Annotated in this window: 23 protein-coding genes; 9 read left to right on the top strand and 14 right to left on the bottom strand. The window is 46.5% G+C overall.

The window, feature by feature from the left end:
• Positions 1-6: 6 nt before the first annotated feature.
• The 5 genes from B9N89_RS23900 to B9N89_RS23880 form a co-directional block, all read right to left on the bottom strand.
• A complete protein-coding gene (locus B9N89_RS23900; protein ID WP_132323446.1) occupies positions 7-900 on the bottom strand; it encodes a tetratricopeptide repeat protein in 894 nt (297 codons plus the stop codon).
• The gene (locus B9N89_RS23895) at positions 884-1,786 is read right to left on the bottom strand and encodes a hypothetical protein (RefSeq protein ID WP_132323445.1); all 903 of its coding nucleotides are present in this window, start codon (positions 1,784-1,786) and stop codon (positions 884-886) included. Before B9N89_RS23895 ends, B9N89_RS23900 begins: the two co-directional genes overlap by 17 nt.
• A gap of 167 nt (positions 1,787-1,953) precedes the next feature.
• Positions 1,954-2,403, bottom strand: coding sequence for an HvfC/BufC family peptide modification chaperone (locus B9N89_RS23890; protein ID WP_207912356.1), 450 nt, complete (start codon positions 2,401-2,403; stop codon positions 1,954-1,956).
• Positions 2,404-2,429: 26 nt separating this feature from the next.
• A complete protein-coding gene (locus B9N89_RS23885) occupies positions 2,430-3,260 on the bottom strand; it encodes an MbnB/TglH/ChrH family RiPP precursor modification enzyme (RefSeq protein ID WP_132323441.1) in 831 nt (276 codons plus the stop codon).
• Complete coding sequence (locus tag B9N89_RS23880) at positions 3,257-3,532, bottom strand: BufA1 family periplasmic bufferin-type metallophore (RefSeq protein WP_132323439.1); 276 nt, start codon at positions 3,530-3,532, stop codon at positions 3,257-3,259. The genes B9N89_RS23885 and B9N89_RS23880 overlap by 4 nt, the downstream gene beginning before the upstream one ends.
• A 386-nt stretch (positions 3,533-3,918) precedes the next feature.
• Between B9N89_RS23880 and B9N89_RS23875 the strand changes: the two genes are divergently transcribed.
• Complete coding sequence (locus B9N89_RS23875) at positions 3,919-4,332, top strand: NINE protein (protein ID WP_200820780.1); 414 nt, start codon at positions 3,919-3,921, stop codon at positions 4,330-4,332.
• Positions 4,333-4,390: 58 nt separating this feature from the next.
• Here B9N89_RS23875 and B9N89_RS23870 read toward each other — a convergent pair whose 3' ends face one another.
• Positions 4,391-4,939, bottom strand: coding sequence for a hypothetical protein (locus B9N89_RS23870; RefSeq protein ID WP_132323437.1), 549 nt, complete (start codon positions 4,937-4,939; stop codon positions 4,391-4,393).
• A gap of 313 nt (positions 4,940-5,252) precedes the next feature.
• Here B9N89_RS23870 and B9N89_RS31540 point away from each other — a divergent pair, with 313 nt between their 5' ends.
• Together B9N89_RS31540 and B9N89_RS23865 are read left to right on the top strand one after the other, a co-directional pair.
• Complete coding sequence (locus B9N89_RS31540; RefSeq protein WP_159455603.1) at positions 5,253-5,417, top strand: hypothetical protein; 165 nt, start codon at positions 5,253-5,255, stop codon at positions 5,415-5,417.
• 9 nt (positions 5,418-5,426) lie between these two features.
• A complete protein-coding gene (locus B9N89_RS23865) occupies positions 5,427-6,251 on the top strand; it encodes a hypothetical protein (RefSeq protein WP_132323435.1) in 825 nt (274 codons plus the stop codon).
• A 78-nt stretch (positions 6,252-6,329) separates the two neighbouring features.
• On the opposite strand, the gene B9N89_RS23860 is transcribed toward B9N89_RS23865, so the two are convergent.
• Positions 6,330-8,978, bottom strand: a complete 2,649-nt coding sequence (locus tag B9N89_RS23860; protein ID WP_159455602.1) for a TonB-dependent receptor — start codon at positions 8,976-8,978, stop codon at positions 6,330-6,332.
• Positions 8,979-9,145: 167 nt separating this feature from the next.
• Here B9N89_RS23860 and B9N89_RS23855 point away from each other — a divergent pair, with 167 nt between their 5' ends.
• From B9N89_RS23855 to B9N89_RS23840, 4 genes are all read left to right on the top strand, one after another.
• A complete protein-coding gene (locus B9N89_RS23855; RefSeq protein ID WP_159455601.1) occupies positions 9,146-10,255 on the top strand; it encodes a type I phosphomannose isomerase catalytic subunit in 1,110 nt (369 codons plus the stop codon).
• A gap of 88 nt (positions 10,256-10,343) precedes the next feature.
• Entirely contained in the window at positions 10,344-10,958 is a 615-nt protein-coding gene (locus B9N89_RS23850) for a glutathione S-transferase family protein (RefSeq protein WP_132323429.1), read from the top strand.
• Positions 10,959-11,117: 159 nt separating this feature from the next.
• A complete protein-coding gene (locus B9N89_RS23845; RefSeq protein ID WP_132323427.1) occupies positions 11,118-11,357 on the top strand; it encodes a type II toxin-antitoxin system Phd/YefM family antitoxin in 240 nt (79 codons plus the stop codon).
• A gap of 9 nt (positions 11,358-11,366) precedes the next feature.
• The gene (locus B9N89_RS23840; protein WP_132323425.1) at positions 11,367-11,789 is read left to right on the top strand and encodes a PIN domain-containing protein; all 423 of its coding nucleotides are present in this window, start codon (positions 11,367-11,369) and stop codon (positions 11,787-11,789) included.
• 41 nt (positions 11,790-11,830) lie between these two features.
• Here the strand turns inward: B9N89_RS23840 and B9N89_RS23835 are convergent, their stop codons facing one another.
• The 7 genes from B9N89_RS23835 to B9N89_RS23805 all read right to left on the bottom strand — a co-directional run bounded on the left by B9N89_RS23835 (position 11,831) and on the right by B9N89_RS23805 (position 19,831).
• Positions 11,831-13,222, bottom strand: coding sequence for a glycoside hydrolase family 6 protein (locus tag B9N89_RS23835; protein ID WP_159455600.1), 1,392 nt, complete (start codon positions 13,220-13,222; stop codon positions 11,831-11,833).
• A 395-nt stretch (positions 13,223-13,617) separates the two neighbouring features.
• On the bottom strand, positions 13,618-14,031 hold the full coding sequence (locus B9N89_RS23830) for a hypothetical protein (RefSeq protein WP_132323421.1): 414 nt from the start codon (positions 14,029-14,031) through the stop codon (positions 13,618-13,620).
• A gap of 202 nt (positions 14,032-14,233) precedes the next feature.
• A complete protein-coding gene (locus B9N89_RS23825; RefSeq protein WP_132323419.1) occupies positions 14,234-14,884 on the bottom strand; it encodes a hypothetical protein in 651 nt (216 codons plus the stop codon).
• A 358-nt stretch (positions 14,885-15,242) separates the two neighbouring features.
• The gene (locus B9N89_RS23820) at positions 15,243-16,643 is read right to left on the bottom strand and encodes a GTPase/DUF3482 domain-containing protein (RefSeq protein ID WP_132323417.1); all 1,401 of its coding nucleotides are present in this window, start codon (positions 16,641-16,643) and stop codon (positions 15,243-15,245) included.
• A 2-nt stretch (positions 16,644-16,645) separates the two neighbouring features.
• Positions 16,646-18,214 carry a DUF2868 domain-containing protein gene (locus B9N89_RS23815; RefSeq protein WP_132323415.1) on the bottom strand — a complete coding sequence of 523 codons (1,569 nt, stop codon included), beginning with the start codon at positions 18,212-18,214 and terminating at the stop codon, positions 16,646-16,648.
• Between the two features lie 84 nt (positions 18,215-18,298).
• The gene (locus B9N89_RS23810; protein WP_132323413.1) at positions 18,299-19,405 is read right to left on the bottom strand and encodes an AI-2E family transporter; all 1,107 of its coding nucleotides are present in this window, start codon (positions 19,403-19,405) and stop codon (positions 18,299-18,301) included.
• Between the two features lie 21 nt (positions 19,406-19,426).
• Positions 19,427-19,831 carry a hypothetical protein gene (locus B9N89_RS23805; protein ID WP_132323411.1) on the bottom strand — a complete coding sequence of 135 codons (405 nt, stop codon included), beginning with the start codon at positions 19,829-19,831 and terminating at the stop codon, positions 19,427-19,429.
• A 587-nt stretch (positions 19,832-20,418) separates the two neighbouring features.
• Between B9N89_RS23805 and B9N89_RS23800 the strand changes: the two genes are divergently transcribed.
• Together B9N89_RS23800 and rarD are read left to right on the top strand one after the other, a co-directional pair.
• The gene (locus tag B9N89_RS23800; protein WP_132323409.1) at positions 20,419-21,075 is read left to right on the top strand and encodes a class I SAM-dependent methyltransferase; all 657 of its coding nucleotides are present in this window, start codon (positions 20,419-20,421) and stop codon (positions 21,073-21,075) included.
• Positions 21,076-21,197: 122 nt separating this feature from the next.
• Entirely contained in the window at positions 21,198-22,088 is an 891-nt protein-coding gene (rarD, locus tag B9N89_RS23795; protein ID WP_132323407.1) for an EamA family transporter RarD, read from the top strand.
• The last annotated feature ends 58 nt before the right edge of the window (positions 22,089-22,146 follow it).

Genomic DNA, 22,146 nt, shown 5'->3' with positions numbered 1-22,146 from the left:
GTTAGCTCAGAGAAGCTCAGCCTGATAAGCAAGAAGTTTAGGATTTGCAGGATCACGACGTAGAAGCTCGTTAAGCAAGGGTTTCGCTTCTACTAGCTTTCGCTGCGACCAATAGGAATCCAGAAGCTGATATTTATAGGGAGTGGTTGCACGAAAGTTCTTGGGTTCCCTAGGGTCCACGTTATTGTTATATTGTTTGTGGACTCGAATGGCCTCATGTAAGGCCGCACTCTCCTCGCTTTTCTGGTCTAAGTGATGATAGGATCTTGCCAGGTAACCCCAAATATAGCCTTGTTGATCACCTTCGTGCCGCAAAGCCTCCTTAAGCCAGAGACTTGCTTCGCGGTGATCATCCAGGGCCTGCCAAAGGCGGCCGATGGTGGTAGCCACCCTCTCTTTAGGAAGCTCTTGCCATTGAGACTGGAGCCAAGTTATTACATCTCGCTCTCGTTCCGCTAACTGGGCTAGCTCTCGTAGCTTATCAAATATGAAAGGGTAGTCGGGTGCGGTAGCGACTAGCCTGATACACAAGTTCAACGCTTCATCTAAATCTTTTCGATCGTGCTGCTTAAGAATCATAAGTTCGTTGATGGCTTTTATGTTTTGCGAGTTGTGAGATATCATGCTTGTTAGAGCCTTCTCGGCCGCCTGCCAGTTGCCGCTATCAATCAAGCGAAAAATGCTTCCCATATCGTGACGCTCAAACCTCGATTTTGTTGAAGGCAGTGCTAAAGGCGAGATGGATCCGCCTTCTTGTGGTGCACCAAGAGGGGCCCTAGTCTTTTGTTGCAACTTCACTTCATGGTCACGGGGAGGTTCTATGAAGGTTTGCCAAGAGACAAGGGCAAGGAGCAAGGCACTTCCTCCTAGGCCCAAAGTGAAGTTAATTACCGGCTTCATAGCTGGTGTTATCCCACTCATAGTGATCGAAAGCTGTAATTTGGCACTCTTCTTGGCTAGGGTTAGCAACACACCGTGCATGGGCCTGAGCAGACACTTCCCCATAAGGCATCCAAGGGCTTGCCCCTAAAACTTGCCCATAGGTGCGACGCAAGCCAGCCGCTTGCAGACCGATGGTTCGAGCCGTGCCTCGAAAGCTTCGATCCACATTGGACATGCCAAGAGTATGACACCCAGAGCAAGTTGGTTGGGTCGTCGAGCGAACTTCATATACACGCCAGTAGTCTGTGACATCACCGGGAAAGTAATATTGCAACGTGGGGGTTGGGCGAGGCACTGCATGGTAGCCCTCGACTCCTTGCACAAAAGGTGTTTTTAAAAAGCCTCGATTATCATGGCATCCGACACACTCCTGAGAGGCAGTTACCTCAGGGGTTTGCCAAACTGTGAGATCACCACGACGAGGTGCTTGGATCCGCCGCCCGTCGTGACGAGGGCGGTATCCGGACGGAGATTGAAAAAAACACGTGGCACCTGTTTTCATATTCTTTTGAATCAAGGCAATATCATTAAAAATGTAATCATCGGGACCGGAAGCTTTATTGTAATGTCGGCAGAGAAAGCGAATTTCTACATCTTGATCACCACTTTCCAGCTTTCCGAGCCGTGAGTAGTTCCAGCATTCTCCGTTCAGAATTTGAGGGTTTTCGCATGGACCTTGTTCCGATCCTTGGATAGGAATTATAGCTCCATCTAGGCATGAAAATGTGGGAATCTCACCTCCTACATGGGTTTCGCAGTTTAGAGCATATTCTGTGAGAGTCTCTGCAAGTAATGGGGGTGATAGTAAGAGCAAGAATATGCCCGTGATGAGATAGGTTTTCATGATTTAGTCCTCTTCATAAAATTATCAAATTCGATTTAGCTATCGCTCAACCTGAGGAACCAGGCTCAATATTCTCAGGGCTGGCTCTTGCTATTTTGATTTTTATGATAGCGGACTAAAAAAAAGTGCAGCTTGCAATCTTTACCTACTGAGGATTTAAGGCAGGGCTAGGTCACTAACTGGGCAGCCAGTACAAGCTCCCCCTGATGCCAGTGGCAGCTAATATCCACCGGCTGATTGGTATCAATCTCGATTTCTTCAAGCTCAACTTCGTCGACAAGCCCTCGCCACAAGTTAAGGGTACCGTCTGCAACTCGAACAGTTGCCTCCTCTGTGTTTTGCAGAAACCAAAGATAGTCTATGGCGGCAATGTCTTTTAGATAGACCATCTCTCTGAATTCATCTTGTTTTCCTAGAAATTCTGGAAAATCTTCGCCATAGAGATCGATATTGGCTTTACCAGGAGGGTTATCCAAAAGGTAAAGCCTCCCGAAGTACTTAAAGTTGTTTTCCCCCAAGAAGCGGTAGGTGGCAGGAAATGCCTCCTTGAGAGCATCCAGGTGATTGAACAGATAATTCTGAATATATGGATGCAGCTCAAGCTGTTTGGTAGACATGGTCCGTATTTGCCGAGCTATCCGTCTCAAGGGGTGGTCCATGGATAGTATCCTATTTTAGCATTGATTTGTGAGCACTCTTCCAGGAGCTTACCAAATGATGGTCGATGACGATCCCGCTCGTATATTACAGGCACTGAATGGTTTGCCAGAAATGTCTCAAGATATTCCAGAACGGAATCTTGAACAAAGCTACCATGGGTATCGACCCAGCGGTTATCAATCTTCTCTGGCCCAGCAAGGTGAATTTCGCGGACACGGTCGCGATTGATATTCTTAAGGTAGTTTGCAGCAGAATGACTTAGATTTTGTTCATTCACCCAGATGTTGTTGAGATCCAAGAGAATATAGCTGTCACATGTTAGGCAAAGCTGATTAATAAATTGATCCTCTGCCATGGTCGATTCAGGATACTCAAAGTAATAAGATAGATTTTCGATTAGAATTGCTTCTGATATCATGTCTTGCACCAGTAGGACTCTCTCCTCGCAACGCTTCAGAGATTCTTCGTTAAATGGAATCGGCAGCAGGTCATGAAAGTAAGTGCCTTCATCCCGAGAAAAGCATAGGTGATCAGAAACATGCTTGGGCTGGTACCGCTTTCTTAAGCTCTGAATCGCTTGCCAGTAATCAAGGTCTATGGGATCCAGTCCGCCCAAATTTCCGCTGACACAGTGAAAAAGTATGTCGTAGTCTTGGCGAATCTGTTCTAGTTTTTTATGGTGAGGTCCCGGACTCAGCCAATTGTCGGCAACAACTTCAACATAGGGAAGATTTGCTCCACTCGCTAAGAATTCGTCTATTTGATCCAAGTGTAGGCTGAGGCCCACACCTGAATGCACCGTAGGTAGGGTCATTTAACCTTGACTTTCTTGGCCACCGATCCACCAATTTTTTCACACAAACCTGAAGGGACATATACCCACTCATTCGGGTCGTTATCAACTTTAGCTTGGCCAGCGCAGGCATGGCCGTTGGCACCACAATCATTTTTCCCTTTTTTGGCAACTCCTTTGCACTTGACGATGGTATCACCTTTTTTAGCCCATTCAGGCTTACTGCCGGCAAGTGCCAATCCACTGAGTCCTAGACCGATCATTGATGCGAAGAGAAGCGATTCTTTTTTCATACTGAGATTCCTATGAGAAGCGTTAATGTACCTTGCATTGGATAGGGGCTGTTGACCTTTGGAACACAAGCATTTGATATGCCTTGATAAACGCAATCCGTTGTCGCTCGTGGTTAACATATTGCCGATATGCCTCCCCCTAGCTCCTAGCCTTGTCTTCATCCAGTCAGACCAGCGAGGTGTGTTCCAAAGGTCAACAGCCCCTAACAAGACTCTACAATTTCATAGCATTCATCAGAAAAAATCTATCAAAAATTTTAAGAAGGTACACTCTAATGCAGATGAACGATACTTACCTAGGCGAGCTGGCAAACTTAAAGAGGCTCTCATGATTTTCTAAAGCACAGTCATATAACATTAATGACGTAGGAATTATAGGAGGACATGTGACACAATCTGTACAAAATGATACCCATTCGACTTTGGTCGGCTACATTCTTTGGATTTTTGGCTTTATGGGAGCCCATCGTTTCTATTTCGGGAAAACGATCTCAGGTTTAATCTGGTTTTTTACGGGAGGCCTGCTGCTTGTTGGCTGGATCGTCGATCTGTTCCTTATTCCAGGAATGGACTCTGAGGCTGATCGAAGGTTCTCAAAAGGGGAGCTTGATTATACCGTTGGCTGGATTTTACTAACTTTCCTTGGGGTTTTTGGTCTGCATCGGTTTTATATGGGTAAGTGGGTTACTGGGCTTCTCTATCTGTGTACCGTCGGGCTGCTGGGAGTCGGAATCGTCTATGATTTCCTTACTTTAAATAACCAAATACACATGGAAAATCGCAGCCGGATGCTTGCCTAATGCAGCCGAAGGGCCTTGCGCCCCCGGCTGTTACACTTCTTCGAAACCTCAACAGCCCCTAATTTTGAGCTGAGCGGAAAGTTTCAATTTTCGAGTGATGGTACTTCAGAACCACCATCCCCTGCGATTCGCAGTATTGCGCAGCCTCTTCATATGTAAGGGAGTCCTTCTTTTCTTGGAATACAAATACCTCTTGGTCGCAGTCCTCTGGAGATGTTGCGTCTGCTTGGCAAATACTTTCGCAAACCACAGGTAGAGTCTCCTGGCAGTCTCGTTCAGTAACAGCGATACCTTGGGTGAGTTGCAAACATTCACTTGTTTGGTATTCGTCAGTGTTCCAAGACTGAACCCAAACCGTCTGACCCAACAGGCTTTTCTTAGTCTCGGTTCGAGCTATCTCTGGCGAGTTCACTTCAGGCTGATTACTTACATCTTGATGGTCCGGGTGGGCCACTTGAGACACTTTAGCTTCCGGTTCCGTGGTCTGAGCCACAATAAGGTCACTTGATTCCATTTTTTCGTCCGTAACAGCTTTGAACTTGCTCGGCCCACAAGCGCAGGTGAAAATAAAGAGGCCTAAGGTCACGAAGGTCTTTGAAAGTTGCATATTTCTCTACTCGTGTGATGTTCTACTTGCTTGCAATCTTTCGGAGCTTCGGAGCATGTGATCAACGAAGATACCCTAGTTGGAACATGACTATAAAATCACTAAGGAAACGCCTGGATTCAGCGATCTGAGACTTGGTTTAAGAATCCAAGGGGCGACCGATTCTGTCTTTTGGTAAGAAACAGGTCGGCCATGGCCAATCGCGGCGATGGGGCTCTGGAGTGTTTGCGTCGGGGCTATGATATCTTCGTCAAAACTAGGACGATTTCCGCCGTAACGTTGTCATTGCTGGAAACATGGGTAGGAGGTCGTTTTGAAGTTCGAATACCATTCTTGTAAAAGTCAGAGAGCGTTTTGCCTACCGCCGGAAATTGATATTGGTCTTCCCGAGAAAGCCTCTCCCCAGCAGCGGTTTGACGAGCTGTACCAGTCTATCATAAACGAGCCGGATCAAGTGATTCCCAATATGGCTTCCTAAGGAGGACTTATGAAATCGATTTTTACTGTACAAGCCATTTCCGTGATTGGGGCTGTCGGGATGTTTCAGACCATGGATGATGTCCAAGAAAACAAACGTCTTCTCAAGGAAGGTCAGGTAAAGCAATATGTGAGCAAAGCGGGTGAAGCGAACATTTCGGCACTTGCCCTGCTCAAGGGCATGTTAGAGTCAGATGCCTACGGCCAGTCCCTGGTCAATGTCGATCCACTAAAAGCTCAATTCGAGCTTACCAGTAAAGCCGACCATGTGAAAGCTAATGGAGATGGAACACTTACGATTCAACATGAAAGTTCCCTCGATAACAGTTCGAAAAGCTTCGATGCGATTTTCGAAAGTGGGAACGTTGCAAGCAGCTCGCTCCTAGCAATCAATACCTTGGTCGAGCTTGAGTCGGTGCTTGATAATCAGTTGGTTGTTAGAATTACGACTAGCTCCACGTCGAAAAAGAATCTAAAACAAACACTTATGGCAAAACTCGATATTCCTGAAGCACCGTTTTTCCTACCCAAAGAAGCGTGGATCTGGTCCTGGAATTCGGATCAGTACGTGGATGATTGTATCACTCTTGTAGAAGGCACTGCGGTCGTAGAGCGAAATTGCAAGAAAAAGTATCCCGTAATATGCGAGACCCCCTGTGCAACCCACGTGACCAATCTAACCCAGTGCAACTGGGATAAATCGGTTCTTCATGCTTCCGCAACTAAAATGAATCATCAAGATGCATTGGATTATTGTCAGAACAAAGGCTTTCAAATGCTATTTCATAACATCGAGAAATACCCACGAGTGCAGAACAGCCCTCGGTCCTGGTAAAAAAAGTCGTCCTTGATTTCCTTCATTATGCTGGAAAATTAGACAGGCCCAAAATTTATATTTTGGGCCTGAGGTGATTTACAATTCAGTGGACACACTAGCGTAGTAGAACGAACCTATGAGATTGTGAGTTCGGGCATCAATATTATCATTGAATGCTGCATCCGAGGAGGGGGGCTCCTTGTTGGTGATGTTATCAGCTCCAAGGGTGAATGTGGTCGCCCATGATGTCACCGTGTAGGTTGCCTGGACGTCATGAGTTAACCAGGCTTCAAAATCTTTGTCCAAATCGGAGCCTTCAGCCTCAAGTTTGCTGGTGTAGTTGTTCGTTAAGTTTAGAGTAAACCCACCGACTCCATAAGAAAAGCCAAGGTTGAGCTTATGATCTGGAATCGATCCAACTCCTTCAGACGCTGCATCGACGAATTTTCCTACAACGTCGACGAAGTCTGAAGACTTGTCTGCCTGGTTGAGATACTCAAGAAACTTGGTACCTGTTAGAGCCACTCCAAATCGGTCGGTTCCAAATCGTGTGGTATAGTCAACTCCAAAGTCGACCCCCTTGACCTTTCGAGCAGCTAAGTTCAATGCGGTGGCCTGAATAGTTCGGATGTTGTTGTTACTATCGAGCACGATCTTATCAGAGAACAAGCCATTGTTCCTGTACTGGTCGACGATAAACTGTGGGTTGATGTCGATAGCATTCTTCGTTTCAACAAAGAAGTAATCCGCCTTTACATTAAGCCCCCAACTAGGTGAGTAGGCCAATCCAAATGTATAGCTGGTCGACTCTTCAGGATCGAGGTCTTCGTTGCCACCTTCTAGCGCTAGAAACTGAAATAGAGAGGAGTCACTTTGCGGGCCACCGTTACACTTAGAGGCATCACTGGCACAGGGATCATTTAAGAAAGCAAAGTTTTCAGCTTCACCCTGGTAAAGCTCTCTCAAACTTGGCGCTCGGAAGCCAGTAGAGTAGGTTCCTCGAAGGATGAAATCTTGAACGGGTTTGAACTTCAAGCCGACCTTTGGGTTGAAGGTGTTGCCAAAGTCATCGTAGCTCGAGTAGCGTGCGGCTAACTCTACATCGACCATCTTCACCACTGGAAGTAAAGCTTCAAGATAGGCTTCACTAACTTCTCGATCACCTGAGGTTGGCTTAAAGTTCGTGTTACCGATTGAGTTGAAGCTGGATGTCTGACCATCCGGTCTAAACTTGATCGCTTCGCGGCGATACTCTAAACCGCCAGCAATCGAAATAGGTCCTCCAGGAAGTGAGCCAATTTCTCCGCCGATATTGAAGACGAAAGACTCAGTGTCCGCTTCGCCGCGAATGTTAGCTTCAGTCTTAAGCCAAGCAATCTGTTCCGCAGAAAGTGAACCGTCAGGGCCGAACATATTGACTGGCACACAACCGAGCTCTTCAAGTGCATCACACACAGCGGGGCTGCTGATCGATGCTGTAAAATTAGCCTTGTTGACTAGGTTCTCAGCGGTTTCAATGGTTTTGGTGTTGCCATAGTTGTAGTCGAAGTTCCATCCCCAACCAATATCGAGAAGGTCGCCTTCCAAACCAAGAACTAGGTTCGTTACATTGGAGTCGAAGGTACTTTGACGAGGCCCGAAGTCTGTCATTCGTCGTCTGACGTCGGTAAGGGCTTCTCCGAATGGGTTGAACTCGTTGTCAGCAGCCATGGTCAAACTGCCAGTTTCAAAGGCCGTAAAGATTGGAGTCGGTGCTGATTGGTAATTGCTTAAGGTGTTCGTGTAGGTTGATGTTAAGTTTGCACGAACAGTATCGGAAATGTCGTAATTGCCATAAAGGTAAACGCTTCGCCGTTCCTGTGCCATAATTGCATCAGTAAGTTCTGAGTAGTTGTACTCGTCGCCACTTACCTCACGGAAATCTCCGACTCCAGTAATTTCGGTCACCCCATCTCGAACTGTTACACGGCAGCTTTCCTCGCCATCAGCACAGGTAAAACCGCTACCAGCAGTTGTAACAACTGCACTACCATTAGGAATCGCAGAGCTGCCACCACCTAGCGGATAGCTCGATACATCACGATCAGCGGAGCGAACGTTCCCCTGACGATAGTGATTCACGCCGATCATGATGTTGCCTTTGTCACTCGCTGCTCCGTAGGTGACGCTCACGCTTGTGGTCTCTAGGTCACCTTCCGATGCCGCTCCGGCGTAGACATCAACACTGGTGCCAGTGAAGTCTTTTTTAGTGATGATGTTGACAACCCCGGCAATTGCATCGGAGCCATATACCGCTGAAGCACCATCTTTAAGAACCTCAATGCGCTCGATAGCTGCTACCGGAATAGCATTTAAGTCTGGAGTTTCACCAGCCAACCCGTCGTTAGGCAAGCGTCTTCCATTAAGAAGTACAAGGGTTGCTGTTGCGGGTAAGCCTCGCAGGGTGATGTTTCCAGCACCCCCACCCCCACCATTAGTTGTCGATGTTGTGACCGAGTTTCCGACAACTGCTGGGAGGGTTTTTAGAACGTCGGTTACTGTTTGCGAGCCGGATATTTCGATGGCCTGTCTATCGATAACAGTGATTGGGGATGACCCTTCCATATCCATCCGTTTGATACGTGACCCGGTAACTTGGATCCTTTCAGCTTTTTCCCCTGACTCACCTTCTTGACCAAAGAGAGTTCCGGAGAAGACGAGAGGGCTTCCAAGTATGAGGGATTTTGCTATTCTACGATACAGCATCTGCAATCTCCTGAATTGAACCATTTTTCTCTATTTTGTTAAAAATCAGTTAATCAAGTTTTTGTAGAAAATACAATACAATTGATTCTGTCGAAAGGAACGAAAGGCTTGACCTGCATACCATCCAAATAAAATTGCTGAAAGTAGCAAGGCCTGCGGGTATGATAATGGCCTTGAACATGAATGCTGTTTTTGAGGAGCCCATGACCGTGTCGGTTTCAGATCCTGTGTTGCTTTCGTTTGACCAGTTCACCCCCCTAAGGCGAACCCCTTGGGCAGGGACCAACATCAGTAAAATGTTTAAGGCGGATTTGGTCCCGAGTGCAGTTGACACGCCAATTGGCGAGTCTTGGGAATTTTCTTGCGATCCAGCATACCCTTCTAAGATTCTCAGCACTGGTCAACTGTTGGCGGACTTTGTCCGTGAGCACAGTGATCAGGTCTTATCACCAAAATTGAGCGCCTCGTCAAAAGGTGCCTGTGAAATTCTAGTCAAGTTATTGAATGCTGCAAGCCCTCTATCGCTGCAGGTTCATCCTGAAGATGGGGATCCTAACTTGGGGCCCAAAGAGTGCGGCAAGCCAGAGTCTTGGCTTGTCCTTCATGCGGAACCGGGAGCTGGAATTTATGTGGGCTTCTCTCGCTCATTAGATAAAGACGAGCTTAGAAAAGTTTTATTGGACGGCGATCGAGCGAAAGACGTCCTTCAATTTGTTCCGGTCAAACCAGGAGATTATTTTGAGATTAAGCCCGGAGTTCCTCACGCTATTGGGCCTGGGGTGACTCTTCTTGAGCCTCAGCGAATTTTCCCCGGGAAAAGTGGTAAAACTTATCGGATGTGGGATTGGGGACGCAAATACGATAACCAAGGACGGCTCGATCCTAATGGGGAGCCGCGGCCACTGCATGTTGACGAGGCCTTGAGGATCATAGACCCTGAAAATCAAGTGGGGATGAAGTTTGTTCGCTCAACCATGGAAGCTTTTCATACCATCGGCCTCGATGAATCAATCATCCATCAGTACCCCAAAAATGACCATTATCAAGTCCATCATATATTCAAAGAAGACGATGAGCCTATTCGTTTGGCCGTGGCCGATGGCTACGGTGTGTTTTTGTCATGTGAGGGCCGATTTAAGCTGAAAGAAGCCGTTTCAGTGGGTGTGGGGCAACCGGTGCTCTTACCCCATCAGGCGATGCCACTGTCAATGAGTGGGCGGGGGCAGGCGGTACTTGTGACGCCTGCCATGTCGCAAGTGAAATTCTCCAAGGCTTGATTGAGAACGGCTCTAGCCGTGCTTGTCGAGATTCCGATTCTCATGTACCTTATGCCGTGAGGTCAACTTTATACAAAGAGAGCATCTTATGATCCAAATCTATGGTGCAAAGATTTCCCGAGCTATTCGTTGTCTTTGGGCTGCTGAAGAACTGAATCTTGAAGTTGAGTTTATTCCTGTCGAGATGAGCCTCAAGGGACTTCGCTCACCTGAGTTTTTGGCACTCAATCCCAATGGGAAGGTACCAGTGCTCAAAGATGATAGTTTTGTCCTGTGGGAGTCAGGTGCGATCTGCTCCTATCTTGCTCGGCTTCAACCTGAGCAAGACCTGCTACCAAGAGACTCAAAGAAGCAAGGACTTTGTGAGCAATGGATGCAGTTTGCGATTGCCGAGGTGGATGCCCACCTCTGGGCGCACCGACGGCACACTTTCATTTATCCCGAGGAAAAACGAATCGCCGAAGTTGTGCCGTCGCTTCATTATGAATTTAAGCGTTCCATGGGTGTTTTGGATCAAGGTCTAAGCAATAAAGACTATCTTCTTGGTGACTTTACCTTGGCAGATATCATGATAGGTCAAACCTTATTTTGGGCGGTGGAGTCTCAATTTCCACTTGTGCATGACAGCATCGAGCAATACGTGAGGCGTCTGCGTGGCCGGTCCGGATTTCGTCGAGTCATTGAAAAATATGTCAAATCCTAATCTAAGGCTCGCTGTTTCTTACCAGATTGAAAAGATATGAACTTCAGCCCTGGCTCCATTAAGGTCTTGGGTTACGCTTGCCTAAAAATCTAAAGTGTTCACAAAACCTGCCGACACAAAAAGTAGCCAAATGTAGCCAGATGAAGGAGGCAGGTTGCCATGAGTTCGTGGTCAGTAAAAGATGCTAAAAATGACTTCTCTAAGCTGATCAAGGCGACCAACGAGGAGCCGCAGGTTATCACGAGCCACGGTCAAAAGGTTGCCGTCGTGTACCGTTATGACGATCGCAAGCATGAAGTCAGCTTTCCAAAGAAAAATCTTGAGCAGTTTCTGGAAGATACGCGGAAACATTTCGAAGAGTCAGGAATCAGCGGAATGATCAAAGTTGGTGGTGAATAAGGAGATCCCGTGTACATACTCGATAGCAATATTATCCTTGAGGCCATCAAGCCAGAGCCCAACCAAGGGGTGATGCGGTGGCTTTCGACGGAAATTGGCTTTGGAGTTACAGCGATCACCATCGAAGAGATTAGTTTTGCCATCCACGAAATGAGTGATGGGAAGGAAAAAGATGCCCATCTGGTCTGGTTTAAGCAGTTGCTACTCTTCAACCCTGATATTGCTATCATCCCATATGATGGGGCAAGTGCCAGCCTGTTTGGAGAGATGTATGGCAAGCTACGAACGAAGGGGCTCAAACCTCGAAAGGTGGATCTTCAGATTGCGGCTATCGCTAAGGTCAATCGCTCCGTGGTCGCAACCAGCAATACAGAAGAATTTCTTCATTACGGGGTCTCTTTGGTGAACCCCTTCGAAATCAATATTGCATAGATTTGAAATCCTACGGCCCCTCGTGGGGCCACTATTACTTTTTATTTCACTTCAATTGGTGGGTAGGCATTTTCAATGAGCATCTTAAACTGCCTAGGAAACCAGGTTCCTGCAGAAGGTGCATCGTCCATCGCACCCGTGGGGTTGCCAGCGCCCGTTACATAGGTGGGACTACACATAGGATCGAACTGCTTGCCTTCGTAATCTGGGCCTGTTTGGGAAGAATCGCTGGTGCCATCGGACTCTCCTGGTGGTTTGCCCCAGATAAAGGCTGTCACGGCATCATCTTCACCGTAAGGCAAAACTTGCGGCCTAGCTCCGATACCAGCACCATCAGCATTGCACCAACTGCCTCGGTGCGGTCTCTTATCGATTCTGAGTGCATCAACATGCTCGTTGGGTGTAGCGTAAGGCCCCTCGTTCTTCAATGGTCGATTAGGTCCGCCCCAGCCGTTGCGGGAGGTATCGATCAAGAATTGGGTACTCTCCGGGAATCCAGCTTTCACAAACTCTTTCTTTAATTCACTGGCAAAGTCACGCTCATCGAAGATCAGATTCCATTCGTAGAAATCAGCTGATCGGATTTGCTGATAGTTTATGGCAAACCGCGAGTCGGGCAAAAACTCCTCCTCAACCGGAGTGTAACCTGAAACGTTGCTGATAAAGCCGTCGATCAATGGAAAGCGATCACCGGCAACTTCACTTAAAAATTGGCTATAGTAGGTGACAGCTGGCCCAAGGTTGGTATCCCAACCAAGCCACCCAGAATGGGCGATGTCGAGGTATAGATACATGTTTGGTAGTTGTGAAAGAGTTTGAAGTGCGTACTGAATGCCGCTCTCATAAGTTTTGTCTTGGTTCACTTTCTGGCACGGAGCCATGCTTAAGTTGGTGACCATGTTGGGCAGGGAATCAGGTTCAATGATGGCTACAATTCGTAGGTTTGCGAAACGAGGGTCTGCGAAGTGATCGGCAATCACATCGATAAATTCTCTCTTATAGATCTCAAGCCCACCTTCATCAGCTTTAAGTTTGCCATTCGATGCTAAGGCGGAGCAGTCGCGATCAGGAAGGTTGTAGATGGCAACCTGCACGGTCATAGGTTTTATTTTGCCGTCGGTCGCCAATGCTTCCTGCTGCCGAGCTGCCTCAACAAGGTGATCTTCCAAACTCATTCGTGTTTTATTGCCAACGATGGACTCTAAGCTTTCGAGCCAGATCGTTGTAGGGACCTGTTTAAGCGATTCCATCTTGGCGTAAAGACTGGCATCGGTTTCGATGGCTAGAGATTTATCAATTTGCTCGGAATAACCTGGATTCAAATAGGCGTTGGCACCTTGAAAAGGAATTCTTTCCTTAGCGATGGCATCTGGGGAAAGCTGCGCGATCCAAAGGGTAATGCCAGCCATAGCCTGCATCGATAGTTTCATCATGTAGGAACTCCATATATGATTGCTAAATAAACAAGACATAAATTTTTGATCGATCAAGCTAGGTTTTTTTACCAGGGCGGCTTGGGATGAAACAATCGCAAAATTCTAAACGGTGGGATTTTGTAAATAAGCTACGGATGAATTTATCAATAAATACAGGTCTTCTGGGACTGATACCTACACTTGCGTCACTAAAAAGTTAATTGATGGGGAGAAACCGGTAGGCTTAACAGTAAATTTGGTTTGTTTTTGTAGTTTTATTACGAAAGCATGTTACGTCGGTGCTGTTGTTTACAGCTGTGTCTCATTAATCATACTTGCTTGTGTATTTCAAATCCTACACTTTTGATTTAGCAGCAGTGGCTAGAACTGCTGCATGACCAGCTGCCTGTGCCTTAGCTCTGAGCTGTAGATACAAGTCTCAATGCAGTTTGAGAAGATTTTGCACTTTTACTAGGCGGCATCGAACGCCTTCGGTCTCCATGGGAACTATTGCATGAATCTGAGCACGCACGCTCTAAGGCGATCTTGTGATCTATCCATGTTGCTTCGTGAATTCTCTTCACTGAACCATCGTGGATCTCAATAGCAACCGGCGATCGGCTGAAAGAATTAGGGTGAACTCCAGAGCTGTTAAGCAAAGAAAACTCTACGACGATGGATCTCTGGCCCGGACTATAGTGGGGTTGGACTTGGGTTCGAATGGAAATTTTAGATTTTGGACGAAACGCTTGGCTGCGATCAAGGTCGGAGGCAAGTGATTTTTTTGCTAGATCTGATAGTACGTTCTTAAAGTAAGCAAACATCATAAGAGGGACTCCAATTGAATCATGCTGCATTGAGCTTAAGAAAAAACCTGCTCTGGCCTGTACCCAAGCATCTTTCGTGCCACTAAAACTTGATAAATTTTTACTAGAATTGATCGGTAGTCTTGCCGGTGCATGAGATACCGACAAGACTAGCTAAACTATGTAGATCTATGTTCTATGCTAATACAGCTTGTTTCGCTTTTTAGAGTAAAACGGAATAACCGAAGGAGAGGTTGGCGCCGTCTTCAACCGTGACAACAGTGCCATTGCTATTATCATCATCCTCGGATTGAGCTGCATACACACCTTGGAGGGCAATACTCAACATCCCGGAACGTCCTACTAGGTTTTTAAAGCCAATACGTGGCGCAACCGCAAAGCCAGTATCTTCGCCTTCAGCAAAATAGGCCCCAGCACCGATACCTGCGAAAACAAATTGCTGTCGAGAAAGCGGCATGTGCAAGGAAGGCTCGATCACAAGGCTGCCCGAGCTGGTATCTTCGTCGATGTTCGAATTTTCATCGTCGACATCATCCAGGCTTGTATATGTGAAATTTGTTAGAGCTGAAACTTGGAAATTATCTGAAAAGAAGTAGCCAATGGATGGCGTAAATCCAGCATCGGTTCTTGAATCCGTAGTGGAAAAGTTGATCGCTCCTCCGATCTCTAGCACTCCCGCTTCGGCATAGGCATACCGACTCCCAATACCTGCTTGCCGCTTTAGCTTGACTGTTTTTCCACCATCGATACGAGGTGGGTTAGGAGCCTCCTCAAGATTTTGACCGAAAGCTAGAGCAGGAGAGGTAGCAATTATTAGAGCAGCAATTCGAGGTGCGGTAACTAATTTCATCATTATTTTTTTACTCCTAAAATATAAAAGTCCTAGCGAGACACAAACAAAGAACAGCAATACAATTATCGAGCCAAGTCAGACAAGATTGAGGAAACTAAGCTAAATGCAGTCGTAATAAGAGTTTCGGTAACAAGTGAGTCCAATGTCGAAGTGTATTCCAGAAGGGATGTATCCCATAAACTGTATCAATTTAGTGCTATGATTGTTGGGTCAAGCCTACAATGATGTCTCCGGGGATTGCTGCTCCAAAGATTTTATTGATGTTCTTGGCATGTCTTGGCGGGACTTAAAGTTTGGAACCGTGTTCAGCTTAGCGCACTGAGACCACAGTATCTCTTCTGCAATCTCGTAGACAAATTCATGAACTTTCTCGTTTTCCTATGGAGTTCATCATCGTTAATATTTCAGCCGCTAGTTCGTCGCAGAGACTGTCTCTAGAGAGGCCCCACTTCGATTTGCGAAAGATCCATGCTAAGCGTTTTAGGCTTTTGCTGTTTTGTTGGCTGCTCAAACCGAGTCCAGCGGGTTTATGGTTCACTGATAGAGTTGCCTGCACCGCGTGGGTGCGTTGTTGCAAGGACTGGACAAAGAGCAGGGCTCGATCGAGAAGCACCCAGGGAAAGTTCGGGTTCTTATTGGGCCCGATAACGTAGTGAGACTTTTTCGTTTTGAAGCCTAGTATTGTAGGATCTGAATAGGCGAGATAAAGGGAGCTACCGCCTCCCAAAAATGCGCCTAATCCGCTTCCCACTAGTAAAGATGCTCCCCCAGCCATAACATCGATGCCACCCCCAGCCAAGGCACCGACAGCAGTTCCTAGAGTTACTAGTTTTGTTCGACTTAAACCTAAGATCTCCCACGTTTGTCGACTAAAAAGATCATCCTCTTCAAAGCGCCCCTCAAGCTGGGTTTCATCTGTTTCTAGCCATTGATATTGAAATAATAGAAGTAGTTTGTCCCGACACGATTGTTCCATGTTCCGTACGGTATCGAGATAGGCATTTTGAAGTTCCTGCTTATTGGGAGGGCCAAAGTCTGTATCTACAATATCTTCTTTGTGTTCTAGATTGATTGCTTTCAGAATAAAATTGGCAATCACGTGAGCCGATGAGTAGAGTCTACTCTGGTGTTCGCTCTTCATGATCTCGATTGCCTTGCTAATCTGGGGCCTAAGCTGGTCGTGAATGACTTTTAGCTCCTCTAGCAGCTGGACTCTATCTTCTAAATAGGATTTATGAGCATCAAAAACCCTGACCTTTCTGAAGTACTGATTTAGAGCAGCCTCCCAATCGTCGATATACTCTTGCTTGCCAATCAGATTAATCAGTGCCATAGAGTGCTGGCCGGTCCAACGGAGAATTTCAAACTCGCTTTCATAGTTGGACCGGTATGGCCGACTTGCGTCGGCAACGTACAGAATTGCTGCGCCTGCAATAATTGGGCTTAGAAGTTCACGTTCGTACTTGAATTGGTTTGTGCCCTCAAACTCTTTCAAAAACTCTTCAACTCGTTGCCTCCTCTGATGAGCATCAACCGGTTTCTTCTGGAGCCACTCGAGTACCGCTGGAGCTTCCTCGAATCCAGGGGTGTCAATGATTTGAAAAAGGTCTTGACCGCTAGCTCGCATGATGAATTCTTGACACGTTTGAGTTGTTCTAGGTGTTGCAGCGATCTCGATCATATCGTTTTCAGTTAGGGTTGCTACGATACTAGACTTCCCCTTATTCGAACGGCCAACGACGGCAAAACTTGGAATCATACTTATTCTCCAAGACTGAATAGACCAACGTAGGGGTCTTTCAAATCAGCAATACTTGTTTTCCATAGTCTTCTCTCTTCAGGCTCTTCGCCTGAAGGATCTTCTTTGCTCCATTGTATAGGGTAGAAAAGAATGGGCAAAGACTCTAGGCCTTCATCTCTAAGCCTATTGATCAGCTTTTGAATGGCTTCACCTGGCAGCTCCCACGAGTCACACAGAATTAGCAATGCGGTTCTATGACTTGTAACTAGAGATTTGAGATCATGGGAAATTATATCTAGATCTGTCGCGGTTCCATTGGCGTGATAGCTTTTCACGATATTTAGCGACGGTTGAGCGAGACTCGATTTTAGATCGACTTCATCACTGGGTACGTCCCGCCAAAACACAAGATAATAGTCTTTCTCATTGAAGACCATTGTGGTTTGGGGGGAGAAGGTTTCCGTGTTCTTGTCTTGTAGCGATATGGGCCGTTGGTCATCGTTGCTCCAACCTTGGTGGAAGCCTTTCAAACGTTTGAAAAGAGTTTCACTGGCATAGTCGTCAAAGCTAAGCTTGCTAAGTTCTCTCGACATTCTCAAGCGAAGTACTATTAAGAGGACGAAGCGGGGTAGGACACTATAAAAACAAACGGAAACGCACAAGAACAGCCACCAGGTTTGATGGTAGGTTTGCCGGTCTAGGTTGGGGATGCTGCCTTGATAGGAATAGCGATCTTCAAGACGAATAAACTGGCTCGCTAATACAGTGCTTTCGCTAGGAACAGCTTCAGGAATCAGCCAAGCAAACGGCGATCCGAGGACTTGAATGAACTGATGAAACTCGCCCGATGCCATATGAAGGCTTGTGCTCCAGGAGAACGCTAAGTCATAGAACACTCCCGTGCAGATCATCGTAACAAGAGCGCTAATGTTGAACAACAGTGAGAAGAATAGCAAGGCTTGCAGCGATAGCATAGCTTCGATGTTGCAGTATAGTTGATGCACCCTGCTCAGGCTTTGATCTAGTGTCCGCCAAGATGGACTTCGCCTTATTTTTCGTTTCACAACCCGTTCAAGGTAGAGCATTACTGCTCCTACTAAACCGGGGTAAGCACCCTGATGAATAGATGACTGTGCACTTGCTCCGCGTAACCTTGTAATAGAACGGAAGCCTAGTCCAATGGTAAGCATCGCTGTTTGAAAGATCACAAAGAAGCCTAAAATTGGAATGACGTTTATCGGAGTCGTGCCGTTATAGCTCAACAAAAGTCGAGTACTTGAGCTACCGAGCACACATGCAACGATGGCGGAAACAACAAGTATGTACTTATAGAGATGAGTATAGATAGGGCCAGGCCAATCTTGTTTTTCTCGGGAGCGAATCTTATCGAGCCATTGGATAAGGAGTCTTGATCGCTGGTCGGTTTTCTCGTCAAAGCTAATACTGGCAGCAATCTGTCGGTCTCGCTCTTGCAGCTCTTCCATTGAAGACTCTTGGTCCTGACTTATCTTCAGCTCGTAGTCCATAAGATCTGGAAGCTTAAAACGTCTCATTGGCATTGGTATTCTGGTTCCCCAAGACTTAGTCATCAAATCTTCCTAGGATAGGGGAAATTCAGGGGGAGGGCCATTTCAAAGATTGATGCCAATATGACATCAATCCTTTGTGCTCCGTTAGATCTCAATCAGCTTTCTGAAGTTTCTTAAAGAAGGGACATTCTCACAAATGATCTTGAATACAGCCAGGAGTGGAGCTGACAGAATGGCTCCAGCGGCTCCCCAGGTCCAGCCCCAAAGGATAATCGATAGCAAGACAACAAGCGGATTGAGGCTCAGTCGCTGACCCAGGAGAATCGGAGTAATGATCTGGCCCTCGATGGCATTGATGATAAAGTATATTGTTGGCGGTAGCATGGCTTGAACGTTGGATTCGAAGCTAAGCAACGACACCATACTGATAATAACGACTCCAACCATGGGGCCAATATAGGGAATGTAGTTTAAGCATCCGGCGAGGGCACCCCACAGGACAGGGTTCGGCATATCAAGTATCCAAAAAACAAATGATGCGATAGCACCGAGGCATATATTAATTGTGGTATAGGTCAGCAAATAAATAGAGATCCCTGCTTTGATACTTCGAACGATACTCCCATCGAATTTCCCTCGTCGATCTTGGCTAAATATCTGATCCAGCTTTCTTAAAAACACTTCGCCATAGACTAGAAAAAAGAAGAGTAAAACGAGAGTCGACGCAATGGTCATAAAAGCTTCACTGGTAACATCGAAGACCATGTCTCCCAAACCTGGATATTGAGTTACTTCGATCGATTGGTCTGTTCCGGTCCCGACTGCTGTGACTTCCTCGACCTTTTTTGCAGCAGTGGTAATCTGTTCGAATGGCTGCTTAATGGCTGTTAATTTGCCTTCCAAGAGCGATATATCGTTGGGCGCTCGTTTGAGCCATTCATTGGCCGGGCCAACCAGTGATGATATTCCGAAACCTATAATCGATAGAAACGATGCCATGATAAACGTTGCACTGGCTAACTTAGGTATGTACCAACGGTGACAGATCCTAACAAAGGGTGCCAGCAAAAAGTATAGAATAAGGCTCATAAATATCGGTAGCAGGAGGGCTTGGGCGAAGTAAATCGTATACACGCACGCAAGTACACAAAGAACATTGATCTGCCAATAGAAGTTGGGTTTCTGAACTGAGTGCTCCTTACTCTTACCTTGATATACCGAATGCTTTGCGGTTCTTTTTGTTGTGATCATAAGATTTACTTCCAATCTCGACTATAGGACCTTTTCAGTGGGTAGGCCCTTCTCTGCAGTTTTAGTACCAAAGTCTAAAACTGCATGGTTCGTAAGCCGTGCGCTGGTCCAATCAATAGCTTGCATTTGAACGGTATTGTATTCTTGATTCAAAGCTCTCAACCTTTCCTTGTCTCTTTGATCCGGTGCAATGTAAGCTAAGGTCATATATACAGCTGTAGCGAAAGAGGTGATTGCCACCGCGACTGGAGCACCAAATTTTGCAATCGAAGCTCTAGCAACACTTTTATCAATGGCAGTACATCGCCTCTCCCGAACACTTTCGGTCCTTGGGTTTTTGATCATCCAAGGTGCTCCACTTGGAAAGCCATGTTCCATGGAGGCCCTGCGAAAGCTAGAACGGTGGGGTGTACTGAAAGTGCTCATGTCCTTTCCTCCCTGAAGGTTTGCAATTTCCAATTTTCACTAGATCCTATTGCAGAATCGGTTCCATACTTTTTGGCGCCAAAAAGGTATGCTTTTGGCCTCGGGGGAGGCTGAGTAGGTTAAAAATACGTATCTATGACCTGTGGGGAGTTGCGTTGCTCATACAGGCTCGTATGAAAGATGAGACAATCGGCGGTTGGTCCCGAGAATGCCTTATTGGTCCATTGGGGTTATGTTTCTTAATCTTGATCCACCATCTGGGCGAAATTGGACTCGGCCTTTGCCACAGTCACTCCAATTACGCCAGGGCGGTATTGTAACAGCCTAAAATGACGCCTAAAAGTTTGTGGAATTCCTACCCAAACGCTGCGAAATCTTACCAGTCGCTCATCTACCCGTGGCTAAGTATATATACTTAAGTGCTTTATCTCGTCAGCCGACATGAGATGAGCCCGTGACATCGAATATCGTCCGGCCTCAGATGTCTCCGGCCAAAAAACGAAGAGACAGCGAGGTTGGTGGAGTTAATTTGGCATAGAAATGGCATTTTTCTTAGAGAACAAGCTTTTGCTGAGAAAGACAGATTCATGAGATCAAGAATTCTTAGATATTATAATGACTTCGCTGGCCGATACCAAAAGGTATTACCTCATAAAACTGACAGCTGGCAGTTCCTGCAGCAGTTTCTTTCAAGCCCCATGCAAACCGGCTCCATCGCTCCCTCATCAGGGCTTTTGGCGAAGGCCATGTCTGCTGGTCTTTGGCACTATGAAACTGGGCGACATTTAGTCGAGTACGGACCAGGCACGGGGGCTCTTACCAAGCGTATTGTTCATGGCATGCCGAGCCATAGCACTTATACCGCGATTGAAATCAATCCGGGCTTTGTAGAGTCGATGGGGCGAAAATATCCTCAGATTGACACCATTCTTGGTTCTGCAGAGAATGTCAAAGCACTTGTTCCGCAAGCGGATGTAGTGATTTCTGGCTTGCCATTTTTTAACTTACCTAGCAGCTTTGGTCACAAAGTTTTGGAAGAAACCCACGGGGTGCTTGCACATGACGGCTTCTTCCGAACATTCATGTATCTCCCGACCTATAGCTCTCGCAAAATGAGGCTTTGGCGAGCCTATGCCCAGGAGTTGTTTCCTCACATCGAAACCACGCTAGTACCGGTTAACTTTCCTCCGGCCGTGGTCGTGACACTTTACAAAAGCAAACCCGTCGCCAAGATCGAAGCCTAGACGAAATTCATGAAATTCTTGTTTCTTAGAATGGGGCCTGATAGAAGCTCAGGTCTTGGTGGTGCCTAACATTTGAGTCTTGGTCTTGGCATCCCGATCTATGGTTTCAATAGGAGTAAGCCATGACCTCTGATTTTCAAAAGGGTTTTCTTTTTTCGGTAGGTAGTTTTGTATCTTGGGGAGTTCTGCCAATCTATTGGAAACACCTGGGCTACTACCCACCTTTCGATCTCGTCTGGTTTCGTATGCTATCTACCGCTGGCATCATGGCACTTATCCTCATGTTCTGGACAAAGAAGCGCCGTTTCATATCTCAAATGAATGTTAAGGTATTTGCTAAATTATGGCTCTCGGGCACCATGCTCAGTATCAACTGGTTGGTTTATGTCTGGGCGATACTTGATGGGCGAGTATTAGAGTGTTCGCTCGGGTATTATATCAATCCTCTGGTCAATGTGTTTCTCGGGGCCATCGTACTTAAGGAACGCTTGCATGTTCTTCAAAAGAGTGCTGTTGCTCTCGCCATGATGGGTGTGGGAATCTTCTCAATCGGTGTGGGAACCCTACCTTGGGTGTCTCTTGTCTTAGCTGGGAGCTTTGGGGTTTACGGACTCTTAAAGAAGACCCTAAAGATCGAACCTATATCTGCCTTTACGGTTGAAAGCGTTGGCATGTTGAGCTGGGTGCTCCTAGCGACCTTATGGCTAGATTTGGGTGCTTATGCCTGGCAGGAAGCGGGATCCAGCATACCCTTATATCTAGCTTTGGCCAGCACTGGTTTGGTTACCGTGATTCCTATGCTTATGTATAATATTGGCGTGCAATTGATCCCCTTAGGGCTTATCGGTATGCTACAGTTTTTAGCCCCGACCATTAAGTTTCTATTAGGTGTTTTGGTATTTAACGAACCTTTTGGCGTGGTTCAACTGCTAGGGTTTATCTTTATTTGGTTCAGCCTAGTGCTGTATGTGGCTCCTACCACAAGATTTTTGCGCCCTAGAGCTGTATGTTAGCGAGATGAATGCGTTGATAGCTAGTTATGCCGTAACGACTGGTTGAAACGTAGTAGCT

The sequence above is a fragment of the Pseudobacteriovorax antillogorgiicola genome (assembly GCF_900177345.1).
In the GTDB taxonomy this organism is placed as follows: Bacteria; Bdellovibrionota_B; Oligoflexia; order Oligoflexales; family Oligoflexaceae; genus Pseudobacteriovorax; species Pseudobacteriovorax antillogorgiicola.
This window is presented reverse-complemented; position numbering and strand designations above follow the sequence as displayed.